Origin of the sequence: Saccharopolyspora sp. 6M (assembly GCF_020176775.1) — a bacterium.
In the GTDB taxonomy this organism is placed as follows: domain Bacteria; phylum Actinomycetota; class Actinomycetes; order Mycobacteriales; family Pseudonocardiaceae; genus Saccharopolyspora_C; species Saccharopolyspora_C gregorii.
Genome location: NZ_JAIUJZ010000073.1, coordinates 44,710 through 59,853 on the forward strand (window position 1 = coordinate 44,710; position 15,144 = coordinate 59,853).

Here is a 15,144-nt window from a genome sequence, read left to right on the forward strand (position 1 = left end):
GATCGGCGCGAAACCGGCGGCAGGCGGGCCCCGGATCAGGCGGGCGAAGGCCAGTCGGCGAGGTCGCGGCCGGTGATGCGCTCGTAGGCCTCGACGTAGCGGTCGCGGGTGGCGGCCACCACCTCGTCCGGCAGCGACGGCGGCGGCACGTCGGAGGCCCGGTCCCAACCGGACTCCGGCGAGGTCAGCCAGTTCCGCACGTACTGCTTGTCGAACGACGGCTGCACCCGGCCCGGCTCGTAGCCGTCGGCCGGCCAGAACCGGGAGGAGTCGGGGGTGAGCACCTCGTCGCCCAGCACGATGCCGTCGGCGTCGAGGCCGAACTCGAACTTGGTGTCGGCGAGGACCACGCCGCGGCTCTCCGCGTGCTCGGCGGCCCGCGCGTACACCCGCAGCGTCAGCTCCCGCAGCTGCTCGGCGCGCTCCCGGCCCACCTCGGCGGCCACGGCGTCGAAGCTGACGTTCTCGTCGTGCGAGCCGAGCTCCGCCTTCGTGGCCGGGGTGAAGATCGGCTCGGGCAGCCGGGACGCCTCGGTCAGCCCGTCCGGCAGCTCGACGCCGCACACCGCGCCGGTCGCCCGGTAGTCGACGAGGCCGGAGCCGGTGAGGTAACCGCGGGCCACGCACTCCACCGGCAGCATCTCCAGCCTGCGCACCAGCAGCGCGCGGCCGCGCACCTCGGCGGGGATGCGCGGGTCGTCGTGCGCGACGACGTGGTTCGGCACCAGCTCGGCGAGCAGGTCGAACCAGAACACGCTCATCGCCGTCAGCACCCGGCCCTTGTCCGGGATGGGGGTGTCGAGCACGTGGTCGTAGGCCGAGATGCGGTCCGACGCGACCATCAGCAGGTGCTCGTCGTCCACGGCGTGCAGCTGGCGAACCTTGCCCGCGGCGATCAGCGGGTATGCCGAGAGTGCGACCACGCGGCGATTCTCCCCCACGCCGACCGCCGCCCGGCCGAGCGGCCCTCCGGAGGCTCCGGTGCACGGCCCGTTCGCCCGGGTCGGCTGGGCGAACGGGCCGTCCACCTGCGGGATCAGAGGATGGGGGACGGGGTGTACCGGGCCGCCTCGGGGTAGCGGGCGACGACCTCGTCCACCGCGGCGACGACGGCCGCGACCTGGGCGGAGGCCGCGCCGGTGAAGGACAGCCGGTCGGCGAGCAGCTCCTCCAGCGCCGCCTTGTCCAGCGGCAGCCGCTCGTCCGCGGCGAGCCGGTCCAGCAGGTCGTTGCGCTCGATCCCCTGCTCCCGCATGGCCAGCGCCACGGCGACCGCGTTCTCCTTGATCGCCTCGTGCGCCGTCTCCCGGCCGACGCCGGCGCGCACCGCCGCCATCAGCACCTTCGTCGTGGCCAGGAACGGCAGGTAGCGGTCCAGCTCGCGGGCCACCACGGCCGGGTAGGCGCCGAACTCGTCGAGCACCGTCAGGAACGTCTCCAGCAGCCCGTCGAACGCGAAGAACGCGTCCGGCAGCGCGATGCGGCGCACCACCGAGCAGGACACGTCGCCCTCGTTCCACTGGTCCCCGGCCAGCTCGCCGCCCATCGACGCGTAACCGCGCAGCAGCACGGACAGGCCGTTGACGCGTTCGCAGGAGCGGGTGTTCATCTTGTGCGGCATGGCGCTGGAGCCGACCTGGCCGGGCTGGAAGCCCTCGGTGACGAGCTCGTGGCCCGCCATCAGCCGGATCGTCTTCGCCACCGAGGACGGCGCCGCGGCCAGCTGGGACAGCGCGGTGAGCACCTCGAAGTCCAGCGAGCGCGGGTACACCTGGCCGACGCTGGTGAGCACCTTCCCGAACCCGAGGTGCTCGGCGATGCGGCCTTCGAGGTCGGCGAGCTTCCCGGCGTCGCCGAGCAGGTCCAGCATGTCCTGCGAGGTGCCGACCGGGCCCTTGATGCCGCGCAGCGGGTAGCGGGCCAGCAGGTCCTCGACCCGGCCGAACGCGACGAGCAGCTCGTCGGCGGCCGTCGCGAACCGCTTGCCGAGCGTGGTGGCCTGCGCCGCCACGTTGTGCGACCGGCCCGCCACGACCAGCTCGCCGTGCTCGGCGGCCAGCCGCGCCAGCCGGGCCAGCACGGCGACCACGCGGTCGCGCACGTGCTCCAGGCTGCGGCGGACCTGCAGCTGCTCCACGTTCTCGGTGAGGTCGCGGGAGGTCATGCCCTTGTGCACGTGCTCGTGCCCGGCGAGGGCGTTGAACTCCTCGATGCGGGCCTTCACGTCGTGCCGGGTCTGGCGCTCGCGCTCGGCGATGGATTCCAGGTCGACCTGGTCGACGACCCGCTCGTAGTCGGCGACCGCGCCCGCGGGCACGTCGACGCCGAGGTCGGCCTGGGCGCGCAGCACGGCCAGCCACAGCTGCCGTTCCAGCACGATCTTGTGCTGCGGGGACCACAGCTCGACCAGCTCCGGCGAGGCGTAGCGGTGGGCGAGCACGTTCGGGAGGTGGGGCTTGACCGTCACGGCTGACCAGGATACTTCCCGGCCGCGGACCCCAGGACCGGGCAGTGGGCGGGCGCGGAAAATCGGTCGAGGCGGCGGGCCGTCGCGAGCTAGGTTCGGCTCGTCATGACTCCTGATCCGCGCGGCCCGCTGCGCCTGCTGTGGTCGCTGCTGCGCGACCGTCCCGCGCTGCTGGCCGCGGCACCCGTCACCGGTTCGCTGTGGCTGCTGCCGACCGCGGTGCTGCCGCTGGTCATCGGGCGCGCGCTGGACGCGGGCGTGGCCGGCCGGGACGGGTCGGCGCTGCTGCGGTGGGTGCTGGTGGTGCTGGTGCTCGGGATCGTGCAGGCGTTGGGCGCGGCGGCGCTGAGCTGGACCTCGCACACCCTGTGGCTGCACGGCGCGAGCTCCGCCGAGAAGGTGGTGCTGCACCACGTGGCGGGCCTCGGCGGCGCGCTGACCAGGCGCGTCCGCACCGGTGAGGTGGTGTCCGCAGGCTCCGCCGACATATACCAGGTGGGGCAGGCGTTCGAGGTGTCCGCCCGGCTCAGCGGAGCGGTCGTCGCGTTCCTCGCCGCCGCGGGCGCGCTGCTGACGATCTCGCCGCTGATGGCGGTGGTGGCGCTGGTCGGGGTGCCGCTGGCGACGCTGGGCATCGGGCCGCTGCTGGGCCCGCTGCGGCGCCGCGAGGAGGCGCAGCGGGAGAACCTGACCGGGCTGAACACGCTCGCCGCGGACATCGTGTCCGGGCTGCGCGTGCTGCGCGGCATCGGCGGCGAGTCCCGGTTCCACGACCGGTTCGTCGCGGCCAACCGCCGCGTCCAGGACTCCGGGGTCGCCGCCGGGCGGATCACCGCGTGGCTGGCCGGGGCGGAAGTGCTGCTGCCCGGTCTGGTGACGGTGCTGGTCACCTGGCTGGGCGCGCGGATGGCGCTGGCCGGGACGATCAGCGCCGGTGAGCTCGTCGCGTTCTACGGGGTGTCCAGCTTCCTGGTCATCCCGGTGCGCACCGCCACCGAGGCCGCGAGCACCTTCGCCTCGGCCGTCGTGGCCGCGGACCGCGCCTGCGCGCTGCTGCGGCTGCGACCGGAACCCGCCGACCCGGACGTGCCGCGGACGCTGCCCGCCGGACCGCTCGCGCTCGCAGACGAGCGCACCGGGGCCCGCGCCGACGCGGGCGAGCTCACTGCCGTCGACGCCGCCGGGCACGGCGAAGCGCTGGCCGAACGCCTCGCCCGGCACGTCGACGACGGGCCGGTGCTGGCCGGCGGCGTGCCGCTCGCGGAGGTCGCCATCGCCGAGCTGCGGGAGCGGATCGTGCTCGCGCACAACCAGGACCTGCTGTTCGCCGGTCCGGTCCGCGCCGGGATCGACCTGGGCTCGCCGGTGCCGGTGGAGGCCGCGCTGCACGCCGCCGACGCCGCGGACGTGCTCGCCGCGCTGCCCGCGGACGGCGAGCTCACCGAGCAGGGCCGCGCGCTCTCCGGCGGCCAGCGCCAGCGGCTGCTGCTGGCGCGGGCGCTGTGCAGCGACGCCGACGTGCTGGTGCTGGACGAACCCACCTCCGCGGTGGACGCGCACACCGAGGCGCGCATCGTGCGCCGCGTCCGCGACCTGCGGAAAGGACGCACCACGATCGTGCTCACGCAGAGCCCGCTGTGGCACGCGGTCGCCGACCGGGTGGTGCACGTGACGGAGGACCACGCATGACGCTGCCCCTGGCCGAGCGGACCGAGGTGCTGCGGTGGCTGCGGCGCACCGCCGCCGCCCACCGGAAGCGGTTCGCGCTGCTCGTGCTGCTGTTCGCGCTGTCCACCGCGGTCGGCCTGATCGGCCCGCAGCTGCTCGGCCGCCTGGTGGACGCGGTGGTCGCCGGAGCACCGGTGCGGCAGGTCGACCTGCTGGCGGCCGGGTTCCTGGCGGTGCTGGTGGTGCACGCGCTGCTGGCCCGCGCGGCCCGGCTGCGCGCCGCCGTGTTCGGCGAAGCCGTGCTCGCCGAGGCCCGGGAGCGGGTGGTGGGCCGCGCGCTGCGGCTGCCGCTGAGCACCGTGGAGGAAGCAGGCACCGGGGACCTGCTCAGCCGCGCCACCTCCGACGTGGACCGGCTCGACTCCACCGTCCGCGACGCGGCACCCGAGCTGACCGGGGCGGCGCTGGCGCTCGTGTTCACCGCGGCCGCGATGGTCGCCACCGCACCGCTGCTCGCCTGCGGCCTGCTGGTGGCGGTCCCGCTGCTGGTGGCGGTGAGCCGCTGGTACTTCCCGCGCGCCCGGCGGACGCTGACCAGGCTGCTCGCGGACTGGGCCGGGGTGCAGTCCGGCATCCACGAGACCGTGCGGGGCGCCCGCACCATCGACTCGCTGCGGCTCGCCGCGCGGCGCCGCGAGCACAACGACCGGGTGCTCGCGCAGGCCGTCGCCGACGAGCAGAGGCACCGCGGGCTGCTGTCGATCTTCCTGCCCGCGCTGGAGCTGTCCTACGTGCTGCCGCTCGCGGCGATCCTGCTCATCGGCGGCTGGAGCTACCACGCGGGGCTGGCGGAGCTGGGCACGGTGACGACGGTGGTGCTGTACGCGGCGGCGCTGTCCGAACCGCTGGCCGAGCTGTTCTCCTGGCTGGAGGAGCTGCAGCTGGGGCACGCGGCGCTGCGGCGGATCCTCGGGGTGCCGGGGAGCGGGGCGGGGAAGCCCGAACGCGCTGAGCATGAGCGTCGTCCCGAGCACGAGCGTTCCGCGCCCCATCGCCCGGAGCCCCACCGCGCTGCGCCCGAACGCCCAGAACTCGATCACGCTGCGCCCGATCACCCGGAGCGCGAACGCGCCGAGCCCGAACGCGCCGAATCCGATCGCGCCGCGATCAGGGACGCCGCGCTCGGGGACACCGCACCCCGCGACGCCGGACCCGAGCGCACCGAGCACCGTCCCGCGGCCGGCCGCGGCCCGTCCGAGCGAGCCGGTTCCGGCGCGCACGACCTGGTGCTGCGCGACGTCCGGTTCTCCTACCGCGCGGGCCGCGAGGTCCTGCACGGCGTCGACCTGCGGGTTCCCGCCGGGGAGCGGCTCGTCGTGGTCGGTCCGTCCGGGGCGGGCAAGTCCACGCTGGGACGGCTCATCGCGGGCGTCAGCGCACCCGACTCCGGTTCGGTCGCCTTCGGCGACGTGGAGATCACCGCGTTGCCGCCCGCCCGCGTCCGCCGGGAGGTCCTGCTGCTCACCCAGGAGCAGCACGTGTTCACCGCGAGCCTGCGGGACAACCTGTCGCTGCCCGAAGCGCGGGAGTGGACCGACCGCGAACTGCACGAGGCGCTGGCGGTGGTCGGCGCCGCCGAGTGGGCCGCGCGGCTGCCGGGCGGGCTGGACGCGGTGGTCGGCTCCGGCGGCGCGGCGGTGCCCGCCGCGGTCGCACAGCAGCTCGCGCTGGCCCGGGTGGTGCTCGCCGACCCGCACACGTTGGTGCTCGACGAGGCGACCTCGCTGCTGGACGGGGACGGCTCGCGGGAGCTGGAGCGCTCGCTGTCCCGGCTGCTGGCCGGGCGCACCGTCATCGCCATCGCGCACCGGCTGCACACCGCGCGCACCGCGGACCGGGTGGCGGTGGTGGACGGCGGACGGATCGTGGAGCTCGGCGCGCACCGCGAGCTGCTGGCGGCGGACGGCTCCTACGCCGCCCTGCACCGCGCCGCCGCGGGCGAGGACTGATTCCCGCCGTGGGGCGGTGGTCCCCGGCGGCCCGTCGCCGCCGGGACCGCTGTCGCCGGTGGCTCCGCCGCCGGCGACGGCACCGTCCTCGCGAGCACCCGCGGGTGGTCGGCGGCTTCGCCGCGTGGACACGAGCACGATCCGGAGTGGGGTGCGCGGACGGTGGCGCGCATCTCGGGCTCGGGGAGAAGCGCCTGACCTCGGAGTCCCGGATTTCTGGTACGGTCGTCCCGGAACTGGAGGTAGTGATGGCTTGGATCGTGCTGATGATCTCCGGCGTGTTCGAGGCGGGCTGGGCGATCTCGCTGAAGCTCTCCGACGGCTTCAGCAAGCTGTGGCCCAGCGTGTCGTTCCTGGTGCTGGCCGCGATCAGCTTCAGCGGCCTCGCCTGGGCCATGCGCACGCTGCCCGCCGGCCCCGCCTACGCGGTGTGGACCGGCATCGGCGCCGCGCTCACCGCCGTGATCGGCATGGTGTGGCTCGGCGACGCCGTGTCCGCGCTCAAGATCGTGTCGCTGGTGCTCATCGTCGCCGGGGTGATCGGGCTGAACCTCGCCGGATCGCACTGACTCCTAGGATCGGGCGTCATGACAGCGGCCACCCCCAAGGGCGAACGCCGCCGCCACGCACTCGTCGCGGCGGCGGCGGAACTGCTCGCCGAAGGCGGGCTCGAAGCGGTGCGGCACCGCGCCGTGGCGGAACGCGCCGGGCTGCCGCTCGCGTCCACCACCTACTACTTCACCTCGCTCGACGACCTCGTCGCCGCCGCCCTCGAGCACGAGGGCCGCGCGGAGCTCGCCGCGGGCCGCGCCCGGCTCGACGGGCTCGCCGACGAGCTCCGCACCACCGAGGACGTCGTGGAACTGGTGCTGGACCTGCTGCTGGGCACCGGATCCCGGATCGGCGGCACCGAGCCGGTGCTGCTGCGCTACGAACGGCTCGTCGGCTCGCCGCGGCGGCCGTACCTGGCGCCGCTGATGCGGGAGCTCACCGGGGAGCTGAAGGACCTGCTCGGCGAGATCCTCGCCCGCAGCGGCAGGCCCGTCGACCGCGAGCAGCTGGACGAGCTCATCGCGCTCGTCGACGGGACCGTGGTGAACGCGCTCATCGAGAGCGACCCCGAGCCGCGCCGCGCGGCCCGCCGGACCCTCCGCCGCAGGCTCGGCTGACCGGTCAGAAGCGGGGCGCCAGGTCCGCCGCGATGCCACCGAGGCGGTCGGCGAACGGCGCCGTCGGCGCGCCCATCGGCTCGCTGAGCACCGTCAACGTCCGGCCGCTGCGCGTCGGCACCTCCACCACCTCGGTGTGCGGCGCCCGACCCTCCGCGGCCGCGGGTTTCGCGCCGGACGGGCTCAGCAGCAGCGCCACCTTCCCCGACACCGCGCCCTCCCGGACCGGGACCGCGGCGGTCCGCGACCCGATCGGGCAGGAGCCGTCGGCACCCGTCGGCCGGGTGCTCCCCGCCTCCGGCAGCTGCTCGGCCAACGCCGCGGCCAACGCCGAATCCGGTGCGCCGCACTCGGCGCCCGCCTTCGGGTCGCCCAAGGTGATCGGGCCGGAGCGCGGCGTCGCGGGCTCCTGCGGCAGCGCCATCGGCGCCTGCGTCGGCTCGGCCGGGGCCTGCGCCACCGGTTCCCCGGACTGGCCGAAGAACCCGGTGCCCACGCCGACCCCGCCGACCAGCACGGCCGCCGCGACCAGCGAGCCACCGGCGAACGCCGTGCGGCGGCGCGCCGTCACCCGGCGGGACCCGCGCAGCACGTCCTGCTCGTCGAACGACGCCTCGGGCGCGTCGCGGGCCGCGTTGTGGAAGAGCTGTTCCAGCTCGGTCTCGTTCACTTGCCGCACCTCCTCACGACGTCGATCGAAGATCGTCGAGCTGGCCGCCCAAGGCCTCGCGCAGCGCCTCCAGCCCACGGGCCGACTGGCTCTTCACGGTGCCTTCGCTGCACTTCATCACCTCGGCGACCCCGGCGACGTCGAGCCCCTCCAGGAATCGGAGCACCAGCACGGCCCGCTGCTTCGGCGGCACCTGGCGCAGCCCGGCGACCAGCGTCTGCCGGGTCGCGATGCCGTCTTCGACCGAGCCGCCGGTGGGCCGGTCCGGGAGCACGTCGGTGAACTTCTCGCGGCGCCACGGCCGCCGGGACTCGTCGATCACGGCTCGGCTGAGCGTGCGGCGGACGTACGCGTCCAACGCGCCCTTGTCCCGCACCTTGCGCCAATGCCGGTGCAAGGAGATGAACGCGGTCTGGGCCAGGTCGTCCGCGCGGTGCCAGTCACCGCACATCATGTACGCCATCCGACGAACCGCCTCCCGCCGAGCCGCGAAATACTCCGCGAACTCCTGCTCCTCGCGCTGGTCCACGCGGAACTCTCCGCTCGTCCGTGCTTGCACTGCTGGGACGGTGCGCCCGGCACCTGTGGTTGCACGCCGCCGCGAAAACGAACGGTGCGCGTGCAGAACCTTAGTGAAGGCGGACCGCCCGGCCGAGCCGCCACCGGTGGAGTTCCGGGCCGCGCAGGTCAGCCGCGCGGGCACCCGCTGCGATCACCCGGATGCGCGGTGCCACGGCCCCGAGCGGGCCGAGCGGAATCCTCCGACCAGTTGCCTCGACCCCCCGCTGATGTGGTGTGATCGGTTCGTGACCCGAACGGCCCCCATCGACCTGCGTTCCGACACGGTCACGCGCCCCGACGAGCGGATGGCCGCGGCGATGGCCGACGCCGAAGTCGGCGACGACGTGCTCGACCACGACCCGACCATGCGCGCGCTGGAGGAGCGGGCCGCCCAGCTGCTCGGCACCGCCGCCGCGCTGTGGGTGCCCAGCGGCACGATGGGCAACCTGATCGCGCTGTCGGTGCACCTGCGCCGCGGGGACCGGTTCCTCGCGCCGCGCGGCGCGCACGTGCTGCACCACGAGCTGGGCTCCGCCGCGTGGCTCGCCGGGGGCATGCCGGAACCGCTGGAGTGGGACGCCGGTCCGGGACGGCCCACCGCCGACTCGGTGCGTGCGCACGCGAGCGGCGACCGGCGCTACGACGCGCTGCACACCACGCTGCTGTGCCTGGAGAACACGCACAACGCGGCGGGTGGCGCGGTCATCCCGCCGCACGAGCACGCCCAGCTCGCCGCGGCCGCCCGCGACCGCGGGCTGCACGTGCACCTGGACGGCGCGCGGATCTGGAACGCCGCCACCGCGCTCGGGTTGCCGCCCGCCGCGCTGACCGTCGGGGTCGACACGGTGCAGGCCTGCCTGAGCAAAGGGCTCGGCGCCCCCGTCGGATCGGTGGTGGCCGGGACCAGCGACTTCGTCGCCGAGGCGCGGCGGGTGCGCAAGATGCTCGGCGGCGGCGTCCGGCAGGGCGGGGTGCTCGCGGCGGCCGGGCTGGTCGCGCTGGACCGGATCGCGGACCTGGCGGCGGACCACCGGCACGCGGCGCTGCTCGCCGACGGGCTCACCGAGCTCGGCTGGGACGTCACCGCCCCGCAGACCAACATCGTGCTGGCCGCGGTGCCGGACGTGCGGCTCACCCTGGACCGGCTGCGGGAGATCGGGGTGCTCGCGGTGCCGATGGACGGGAACGTGCGGTTCGTGACGCACCGGGACGTGGGCGAGCGGGACGTCCAGGAGGTGCTGCACCGGATCTCCCGCAGCGGCGGCGCGGACCGGCCGACCGGGATCCCGCAGGCGGGCTGACCCGGGATCAGCTCCCGGTGGCCAGCCTGCGCCTGCGGTGGGCGGCCATCCGGACCGGGGCGTTGTGCTCACCGCGGCCGCGGTAGCCGCCGACCCGCTGCACCACCTCGAAGAACACCCGCGAGCCCGGCACCGCCACCGAGAAGTGCAGGTACTCGCCGCGCGCGTCCCGGTCGTAGAGCACCGAGCACTCCCGCAGCCGCGCCGCGAGCCCCGGGTCCAGCTCCAGCCAGGCGTCCAGGTCGTCGTAGTAGTTGTTCGGGATCGCCACCACCGGCGCGCCCAGCTCCCGCACCGCGCGCGCGGTGGCGAACACGTCGTCGGTGCTCAGCGCCACGTGCTGCGGGTTCGGCACGGCGGGCGCCCACGAGCCGCGGCGCAGCACCGCCGAGTCCAGCGCCAGCCGCACCGTCCCGCCCGGGTCCAGCACCAGCCTGCTGCGCACCAGCCCGAACGGGGCGGCGAACTCCACCGGCGGCTCCGGGTCGAGGCCCAGCACCGAGCGGTAGAACAGGATCGCCTCGTCGAAGTGGTCGAACGGCTGGGTCATCGCGACGTGGTCGATGCCGGTGACGCCCGCGCCCGCGGTGCCGCCCGGCTCGGGGTCGAAATCGCCGAGCCAGCTCGCGTCCCGGTCCGCGCCGGTGCGGCAGAAGAACAGGGCGGTGCCGTCCGGTGCGGCCACCGAGGACAGGTCCGCCTCGTCGGGCCGGGCGGAGCGCGGCAGCACCGGCGCGAGCAGCCCTTCGGCGCGGCGGGTGGCGGCGCGCGGGTCGGCGCTGTGCACGCCGATCGCGGCGAGCGCCCCGCCGCCGCGGTGCTCGGGCCGGTCCGGCCCGGTGTTCACCAGGATCCGCGCGTCCCCCTGCTCCCAGAGGCGCACCGGTTTTGAGCGGTGCCGCCCGGCCGGCCGGAAGCCGAGCGCGGCCAGCGTCGAGCCCAGCCGCTCGCCCGCGCCGGCGTCGGCACCGAGCTCCACGAACGCCGGTCCGGCCAGCTCGGGCGGTTCGGGCAGGCTCCGGCCGCCGACGACGGGCCCCGCCGGTACCGCGGCCTCCTCCAGCGCCAGCAGCGAGCGCATCGCGTCCACCGCGGCCGGGCCCGGATCGGCCTGCCGGAACACGTCGTTGAAGACCTCCAGGGACAGCGGCCCCGCGTAGCCTGCGGCGAGCACCGCGCCGAGGAAGCCCGCCAGGTCGAACTCGCCCTGGCCGGGGAACAGCCGGTGGTGCCTGCTCCACTGCAGCAGGTCCATGTTCATCCGCGGGGCGTCGGCCAGCTGCAGGAAGAACAGCTTCTCGGCGGGGATGGTGCGGATCGTGGTGGGGTCGCCGCCGCGGGACAGGATGTGGAAGCTGTCCAGGCACACGCCCAGCGCGGGGTGGTCGGCGCGGCGCACGATGCGCCAGGCCCGCTCGTAGGTGTCCACGAACCGGCCCCAGGCGAGCGCTTCGTAGCAGATCCGGATGCCGCGCCCGGCGGCGAGCTCGGCGAGGTCGTGCAGCTGCTCGGCGGCCAGGTCGTCGTCGTCCACGGCCTCCGGGGACACCGAGGAGCACACCAGCGCCAGGTCGGCGCCGAGGCGCGCCATCAGGTCGAACTTGTGCTCGGCGCGGCGCAGGTTGGCGCGCAGCACGTCGCGCGGGACCGCTTCGAAGTCGCGGAACGGCTGGTACAGGTCGATGGCCAGGCCGAGGTCGGCGCACTGCGCGCGGATCCGCTCCGGGGTGGCGGCGGAGGCGATCAGGTCGTTCTCGAAGATCTCCACCCCGTCGAAGCCGGCCGCGGACGCGGCGGTGAGCTTGTCCTCCAGCGACCCGGACAGGCAGACCGTGGCGATGGAGCGGGCGCGTTCAACGGGCGGCGTGGACACGGGGGCCTCCGGGTTCGGTCACGAGGGTCTCGAAGTGGCGCAGCATCCGCTCCGGGTCGGGTTCCCGCCCGGTGAACAGCCGGAACGCGTCGGCGGCCTGGAACACGGCCATGCCGCCGCCGTCGAGGACGCGGCAGCCGCGGGCGCGGGCGGTGCGGACGAGCTCGGTCTCCAGCGGCCGGTACACCACGTCGGCGACCCACAGCCCGGGGTGCAGCACGTCGGCGGGCACCGGCAGCCCGGGGTGGGCGGCCATGCCGACCGGCGTGGCGTGCACCAGCCCGTCGGCGCCGGTGAGCGCGGCGGCGGGGTCGAAGCCGCCGGAGCTCGCGCGGTCCGGGCCGAACCGGCCGCGCAGCGCGGCGGCGAGCTCGGCGGCCCGGGCCTCGTCCAGGTCGAGCACGTGCAGCGAGCCGGTGCCGAGGGTGAGCAGCCCGTGCGCCACGGCGGCCCCGGCCCCGCCCGCGCCGAGCAGCACGACCCGGTCCACCGGCACGTCCGGCAGGCCGCGGCCGAAGCTGCGGGCGAACCCGGACCAGTCGGTGTTGTGCCCGACCGCGCCGTCCGCGGTGAACACGACGGTGTTCACCGCCCCGAGGGCCGCCGCGTCCGGGGACAGCTCGTCGAGGTGGCCGAGGACCAGCTGCTTCGCCGGGTGGGTGATGTTGAGGCCGGTGAACCCGGTGAGCCGGGCCGCGCGCAGCAGCTCGCCGACGGCGGTGGCGGGCGGCCCGATCCGGTCCAGGTCGAGCCGCCGGTACAGGCAGCGCAGCCCGAGCTCGGCGGCTTCCCGCTCGTGCAGGGCCGGGCTGAGGGAGGGGCCGATGCCCGCACCGACCAGTCCGGTGAGGTATCCGTCGTCGCCGATGGCAGCCACCTCCGTCCCGCGGGCCGCGGCCCGCAGCGCAATGAACGAACTAGCTAGTACACAGTAGCCCGGCGGCGCACCGCGGCCAAGGACCGCGGATTAGGCTGGGCGTGATCGAGCGGCCCGGACCGGTGGCTGACCGGCCGGAACCGGCGGAGCCCGGCTCCGGCGACCGCGCCCACGAGACGACGAGGGGAGCTCCCGTGGTGGCACCACCGCCCCCCGCGCCCGAACCAGGCGGCGCCCGGCCGGCGGACGAACCGCGCCAGCGCGACGCCGAGCGCACCCGCGCGGAACTGCTCGACGTGGCGCTCGCCGAGTTCGCCGACAAGGGCTACGCCGGAGCCAGGGTCGACGAGATCGCCGCCCGCACCAGCACCACCAAGCGGATGATCTACTACTACTTCGGCGGCAAGGAGCAGCTCTACATCGCCGCCCTGGAGCGCGCCTACGCCGCGATCCGCGGCGTGGAGCAGGGCCTCGACGTGGCCGACCTGGACCCGGTGGCCGCGATCCGCCGGGTCGCCGAATCGACCTTCGACCACCACGAGTCGCATCCGGCGTTCATCCGGCTGGTGTCCATCGAGAACATCGACCACGGCAGGCACCTGGCGAAGTCCGCGGAGCTGCCCGGGCTGGGCACGCCCGCGCTGGAGGTGCTGACCGGGATCCTGGAGCGCGGCCGCGCGGCGGGGCTGTTCCGGGCGGACGTGGACGCGCTGGACGTGCACCTGGCGATCAGCTCGTTCTGCGTGTTCCGCACCGCGAACCGGCACACCTTCCAGGCGATCTTCGGCCGGGACATGCTGGCGGCGGACCGCCGGGAGCACTACCGCCGGATGGTCGGCGACCTGGTCGTCAGCTACCTGACCGCGGCTCCCGAAGCCGGCTGAGGCGCCTGCCGCCCGCCCGGACCCTGCCGCCCGGACCCTGCCGAGCGGGGGCGCCTGCGGACGCGGACCGCCTCGCAGGCCGGGCACCGGGACGCGATCGAGCCTTGACACGGGTGTGCCGCCACCGCACAGTTGCGAACTAACCAGGTGGTACATAACTGCTTCTCGCTGTTCCGAGCAACGGAGCAAGGACCGTCAGGAGCTACTCGGTGACCGAGACCCGCACGCCCGCGACGCCGGGCGAACACCGCAAAGCCGCGTGGGCGGCCTGGATCGGCAGCGCGCTGGAGTACTACGACTTCTTCATCTACGGCACCGCCGCGGCGCTGGTGTTCAACAAGATCTTCTTCCCGGCCTCCTCGCCCGCCACCGGCACGCTGCTCGCGCTCGCCTCGTTCGGCGTCGGCTACCTGGCGCGGCCGGTCGGCGCGTTCGTGCTCGGCCACGTCGGCGACCGGTTCGGGCGCAAGCGGGTGCTCGTGCTCACCGTGCTGCTGATGGGGCTCGCCACCGTCGGCGTCGGCTGCCTGCCCACCTACGAGCAGATCGGCGTCGCCGCACCGATCACGCTCGTCGCGCTCCGGCTGCTGCAGGGGTTCTCCGCCGCCGGGGAGCAGTCCGGCGCCAGCTCCATGACCCTCGAACACGCGCCGGAGCACCGCCGCGGCTACTTCACCAGCTTCACGCTCAGCGGCACCCAAGCCGGGCAGATCCTCGCCACCGCGGTCTTCCTGCCGATCGCCGCGATGCCGCAGGAGCAGCTGCTCACCTGGGGCTGGCGGGTGCCGTTCTGGCTCAGCGGCGTCGTCGTCATCGTCGCCCTCGTCATCCGGCGCACCCTCGACGAAACACCCGTGTTCCAGCGGGAATCCGCCAAGGAGGACCGCGAGCCGCCGATCGCCGCGCTGTTCCGCGAGCACCGGGCCGACGTGCTGCGCGTGGTGGTGGCCTCCACCGTCGCGGCCGTGAGCACCATCTTCACCGTGCACGCCCTGAGCTACGCGGTGAACACCGTCGGCCTGGAGCGCAGCCCGATGCTGTGGGTCGGGGTGCTGGCGAACGTGGTGGCGCTGGCGGCGATCCCGCTGTGCGCGCTGCTGTCCGACCGGATCGGGCGCAAACCCGTGTTCATCGGCGGGACCGCGGCCTGCGCGGTGCTCATGTTCGGCTACCTGTGGTCGATCTCCACCGGGCGGTACTCGCTGATCTTCCTGACCGGGATCCTGCTGTTCGGCATCGCCTACAGCGCCCCGAACGGGGTCTGGCCCGCGTTCTACGCCGAGATGTTCCCCCCGAAGGTGCGGCTGTCCGGGATGGCCGTCGGCACCCAGATCGGGTTCGCCGTCGCCGGGTTCTCGCCCAGCATCGCCGAGGCCGTCGGGCCCGGGCGGGACGGCTGGTTCGCGGTGTCCGCGTTCATCGCCGCGCTCTGCGCCTGCAACATCGTCGCGGTGCTCACCGCACGGGAGACGCACCGCGTGCCCACCGACGAACTCGGCAGGCGCGGCGGTCCGGCACCGGAACCGGTCGCGGCCGGGTGAGCGCGGGAGGGGGGGGGGGGGGGGGCCCCCCCCCCCCCCGCGCGCCGGCGGGCGGGGCCGGCCCCGGCGCCCCCCCAGGCGGGGGGGGGCCGGCGGGGGGGGCCCCCGCCGGGGGGGGCGCCCC

Annotated in this window: 13 protein-coding genes; 7 read left to right on the forward strand and 6 right to left on the reverse strand. The window is 75.0% G+C overall.

The features are described 5' to 3' along the window. Nucleotides 1-35 precede the first annotated feature (35 nt). Together LCD31_RS12075 and purB are read right to left on the reverse strand one after the other, a co-directional pair. Nucleotides 36-923, reverse strand: a complete 888-nt coding sequence (locus LCD31_RS12075; protein WP_224958040.1) for a phosphoribosylaminoimidazolesuccinocarboxamide synthase — start codon at nucleotides 921-923, stop codon at nucleotides 36-38. Between the two features lie 113 nt (nucleotides 924-1,036). Next, entirely contained in the window at nucleotides 1,037-2,467 is a 1,431-nt protein-coding gene (gene purB / locus LCD31_RS12080) for an adenylosuccinate lyase (RefSeq protein ID WP_224958041.1), read from the reverse strand. A gap of 105 nt (nucleotides 2,468-2,572) precedes the next feature. On the opposite strand from purB, the gene LCD31_RS12085 reads away from it, so the two are divergent. From LCD31_RS12085 to LCD31_RS12100, 4 genes are all read left to right on the forward strand, one after another. Next, nucleotides 2,573-4,156 (forward strand): ABC transporter ATP-binding protein, encoded by a 1,584-nt coding sequence (locus LCD31_RS12085; protein ID WP_224958042.1) that lies wholly within the window; start codon nucleotides 2,573-2,575, stop codon nucleotides 4,154-4,156. Then, entirely contained in the window at nucleotides 4,153-6,144 is a 1,992-nt protein-coding gene (locus tag LCD31_RS12090) for an ABC transporter ATP-binding protein (protein ID WP_224958044.1), read from the forward strand. Before LCD31_RS12085 ends, LCD31_RS12090 begins: the two co-directional genes overlap by 4 nt. Nucleotides 6,145-6,392: 248 nt before the next feature. Then, nucleotides 6,393-6,713 (forward strand): multidrug efflux SMR transporter, encoded by a 321-nt coding sequence (locus LCD31_RS12095; RefSeq protein ID WP_224958046.1) that lies wholly within the window; start codon nucleotides 6,393-6,395, stop codon nucleotides 6,711-6,713. Nucleotides 6,714-6,731: 18 nt separating this feature from the next. Next, entirely contained in the window at nucleotides 6,732-7,313 is a 582-nt protein-coding gene (locus LCD31_RS12100; RefSeq protein WP_224958048.1) for a TetR/AcrR family transcriptional regulator, read from the forward strand. 4 nt (nucleotides 7,314-7,317) lie between these two features. Here LCD31_RS12100 and LCD31_RS12105 read toward each other — a convergent pair whose 3' ends face one another. Together LCD31_RS12105 and LCD31_RS12110 are read right to left on the reverse strand one after the other, a co-directional pair. Then, nucleotides 7,318-7,983 carry a hypothetical protein gene (locus LCD31_RS12105; RefSeq protein WP_224958050.1) on the reverse strand — a complete coding sequence of 222 codons (666 nt, stop codon included), beginning with the start codon at nucleotides 7,981-7,983 and terminating at the stop codon, nucleotides 7,318-7,320. A 13-nt stretch (nucleotides 7,984-7,996) separates the two neighbouring features. Continuing rightward, nucleotides 7,997-8,512 (reverse strand): SigE family RNA polymerase sigma factor, encoded by a 516-nt coding sequence (locus LCD31_RS12110; RefSeq protein WP_224958051.1) that lies wholly within the window; start codon nucleotides 8,510-8,512, stop codon nucleotides 7,997-7,999. Between the two features lie 277 nt (nucleotides 8,513-8,789). On the opposite strand from LCD31_RS12110, the gene LCD31_RS12115 reads away from it, so the two are divergent. Then, on the forward strand, nucleotides 8,790-9,845 hold the full coding sequence (locus tag LCD31_RS12115) for a low specificity L-threonine aldolase (RefSeq protein ID WP_224958052.1): 1,056 nt from the start codon (nucleotides 8,790-8,792) through the stop codon (nucleotides 9,843-9,845). A 7-nt stretch (nucleotides 9,846-9,852) separates the two neighbouring features. Here LCD31_RS12115 and LCD31_RS12120 read toward each other — a convergent pair whose 3' ends face one another. Further along, nucleotides 9,853-11,718 (reverse strand): bifunctional sugar phosphate isomerase/epimerase/4-hydroxyphenylpyruvate dioxygenase family protein, encoded by a 1,866-nt coding sequence (locus LCD31_RS12120; RefSeq protein ID WP_224958053.1) that lies wholly within the window; start codon nucleotides 11,716-11,718, stop codon nucleotides 9,853-9,855. Continuing rightward, entirely contained in the window at nucleotides 11,699-12,595 is an 897-nt protein-coding gene (locus LCD31_RS12125; protein WP_224958054.1) for a shikimate dehydrogenase, read from the reverse strand. Before LCD31_RS12125 ends, LCD31_RS12120 begins: the two co-directional genes overlap by 20 nt. A gap of 197 nt (nucleotides 12,596-12,792) precedes the next feature. Here LCD31_RS12125 and LCD31_RS12130 point away from each other — a divergent pair, with 197 nt between their 5' ends. Both LCD31_RS12130 and LCD31_RS12135 read left to right on the forward strand, forming a co-directional pair. Further along, nucleotides 12,793-13,479: a TetR/AcrR family transcriptional regulator gene (locus tag LCD31_RS12130; protein ID WP_224958055.1), complete on the forward strand. Its 687-nt coding sequence runs from the start codon at nucleotides 12,793-12,795 to the stop codon at nucleotides 13,477-13,479. A gap of 209 nt (nucleotides 13,480-13,688) precedes the next feature. Then, nucleotides 13,689-15,020 carry an MFS transporter gene (locus tag LCD31_RS12135; protein ID WP_224958056.1) on the forward strand — a complete coding sequence of 444 codons (1,332 nt, stop codon included), beginning with the start codon at nucleotides 13,689-13,691 and terminating at the stop codon, nucleotides 15,018-15,020. Nucleotides 15,021-15,144: the final 124 nt, after the last annotated feature.

Excerpts from the sequence above, each read along its gene's own strand:
- LCD31_RS12085 (WP_224958042.1), top strand. The coding sequence starts at position 2,573 with ATGACTCCTGATCCGCGCGGCCCGCTGCGCCTGCTGTGGTCGCTGCTG.
- LCD31_RS12090 (WP_224958044.1), top strand. The coding sequence starts at position 4,153 with ATGACGCTGCCCCTGGCCGAGCGGACCGAGGTGCTGCGGTGGCTGCGG.
- LCD31_RS12095 (WP_224958046.1), top strand. The coding sequence starts at position 6,393 with ATGGCTTGGATCGTGCTGATGATCTCCGGCGTGTTCGAGGCGGGCTGG.
- LCD31_RS12100 (WP_224958048.1), top strand. The coding sequence starts at position 6,732 with ATGACAGCGGCCACCCCCAAGGGCGAACGCCGCCGCCACGCACTCGTC.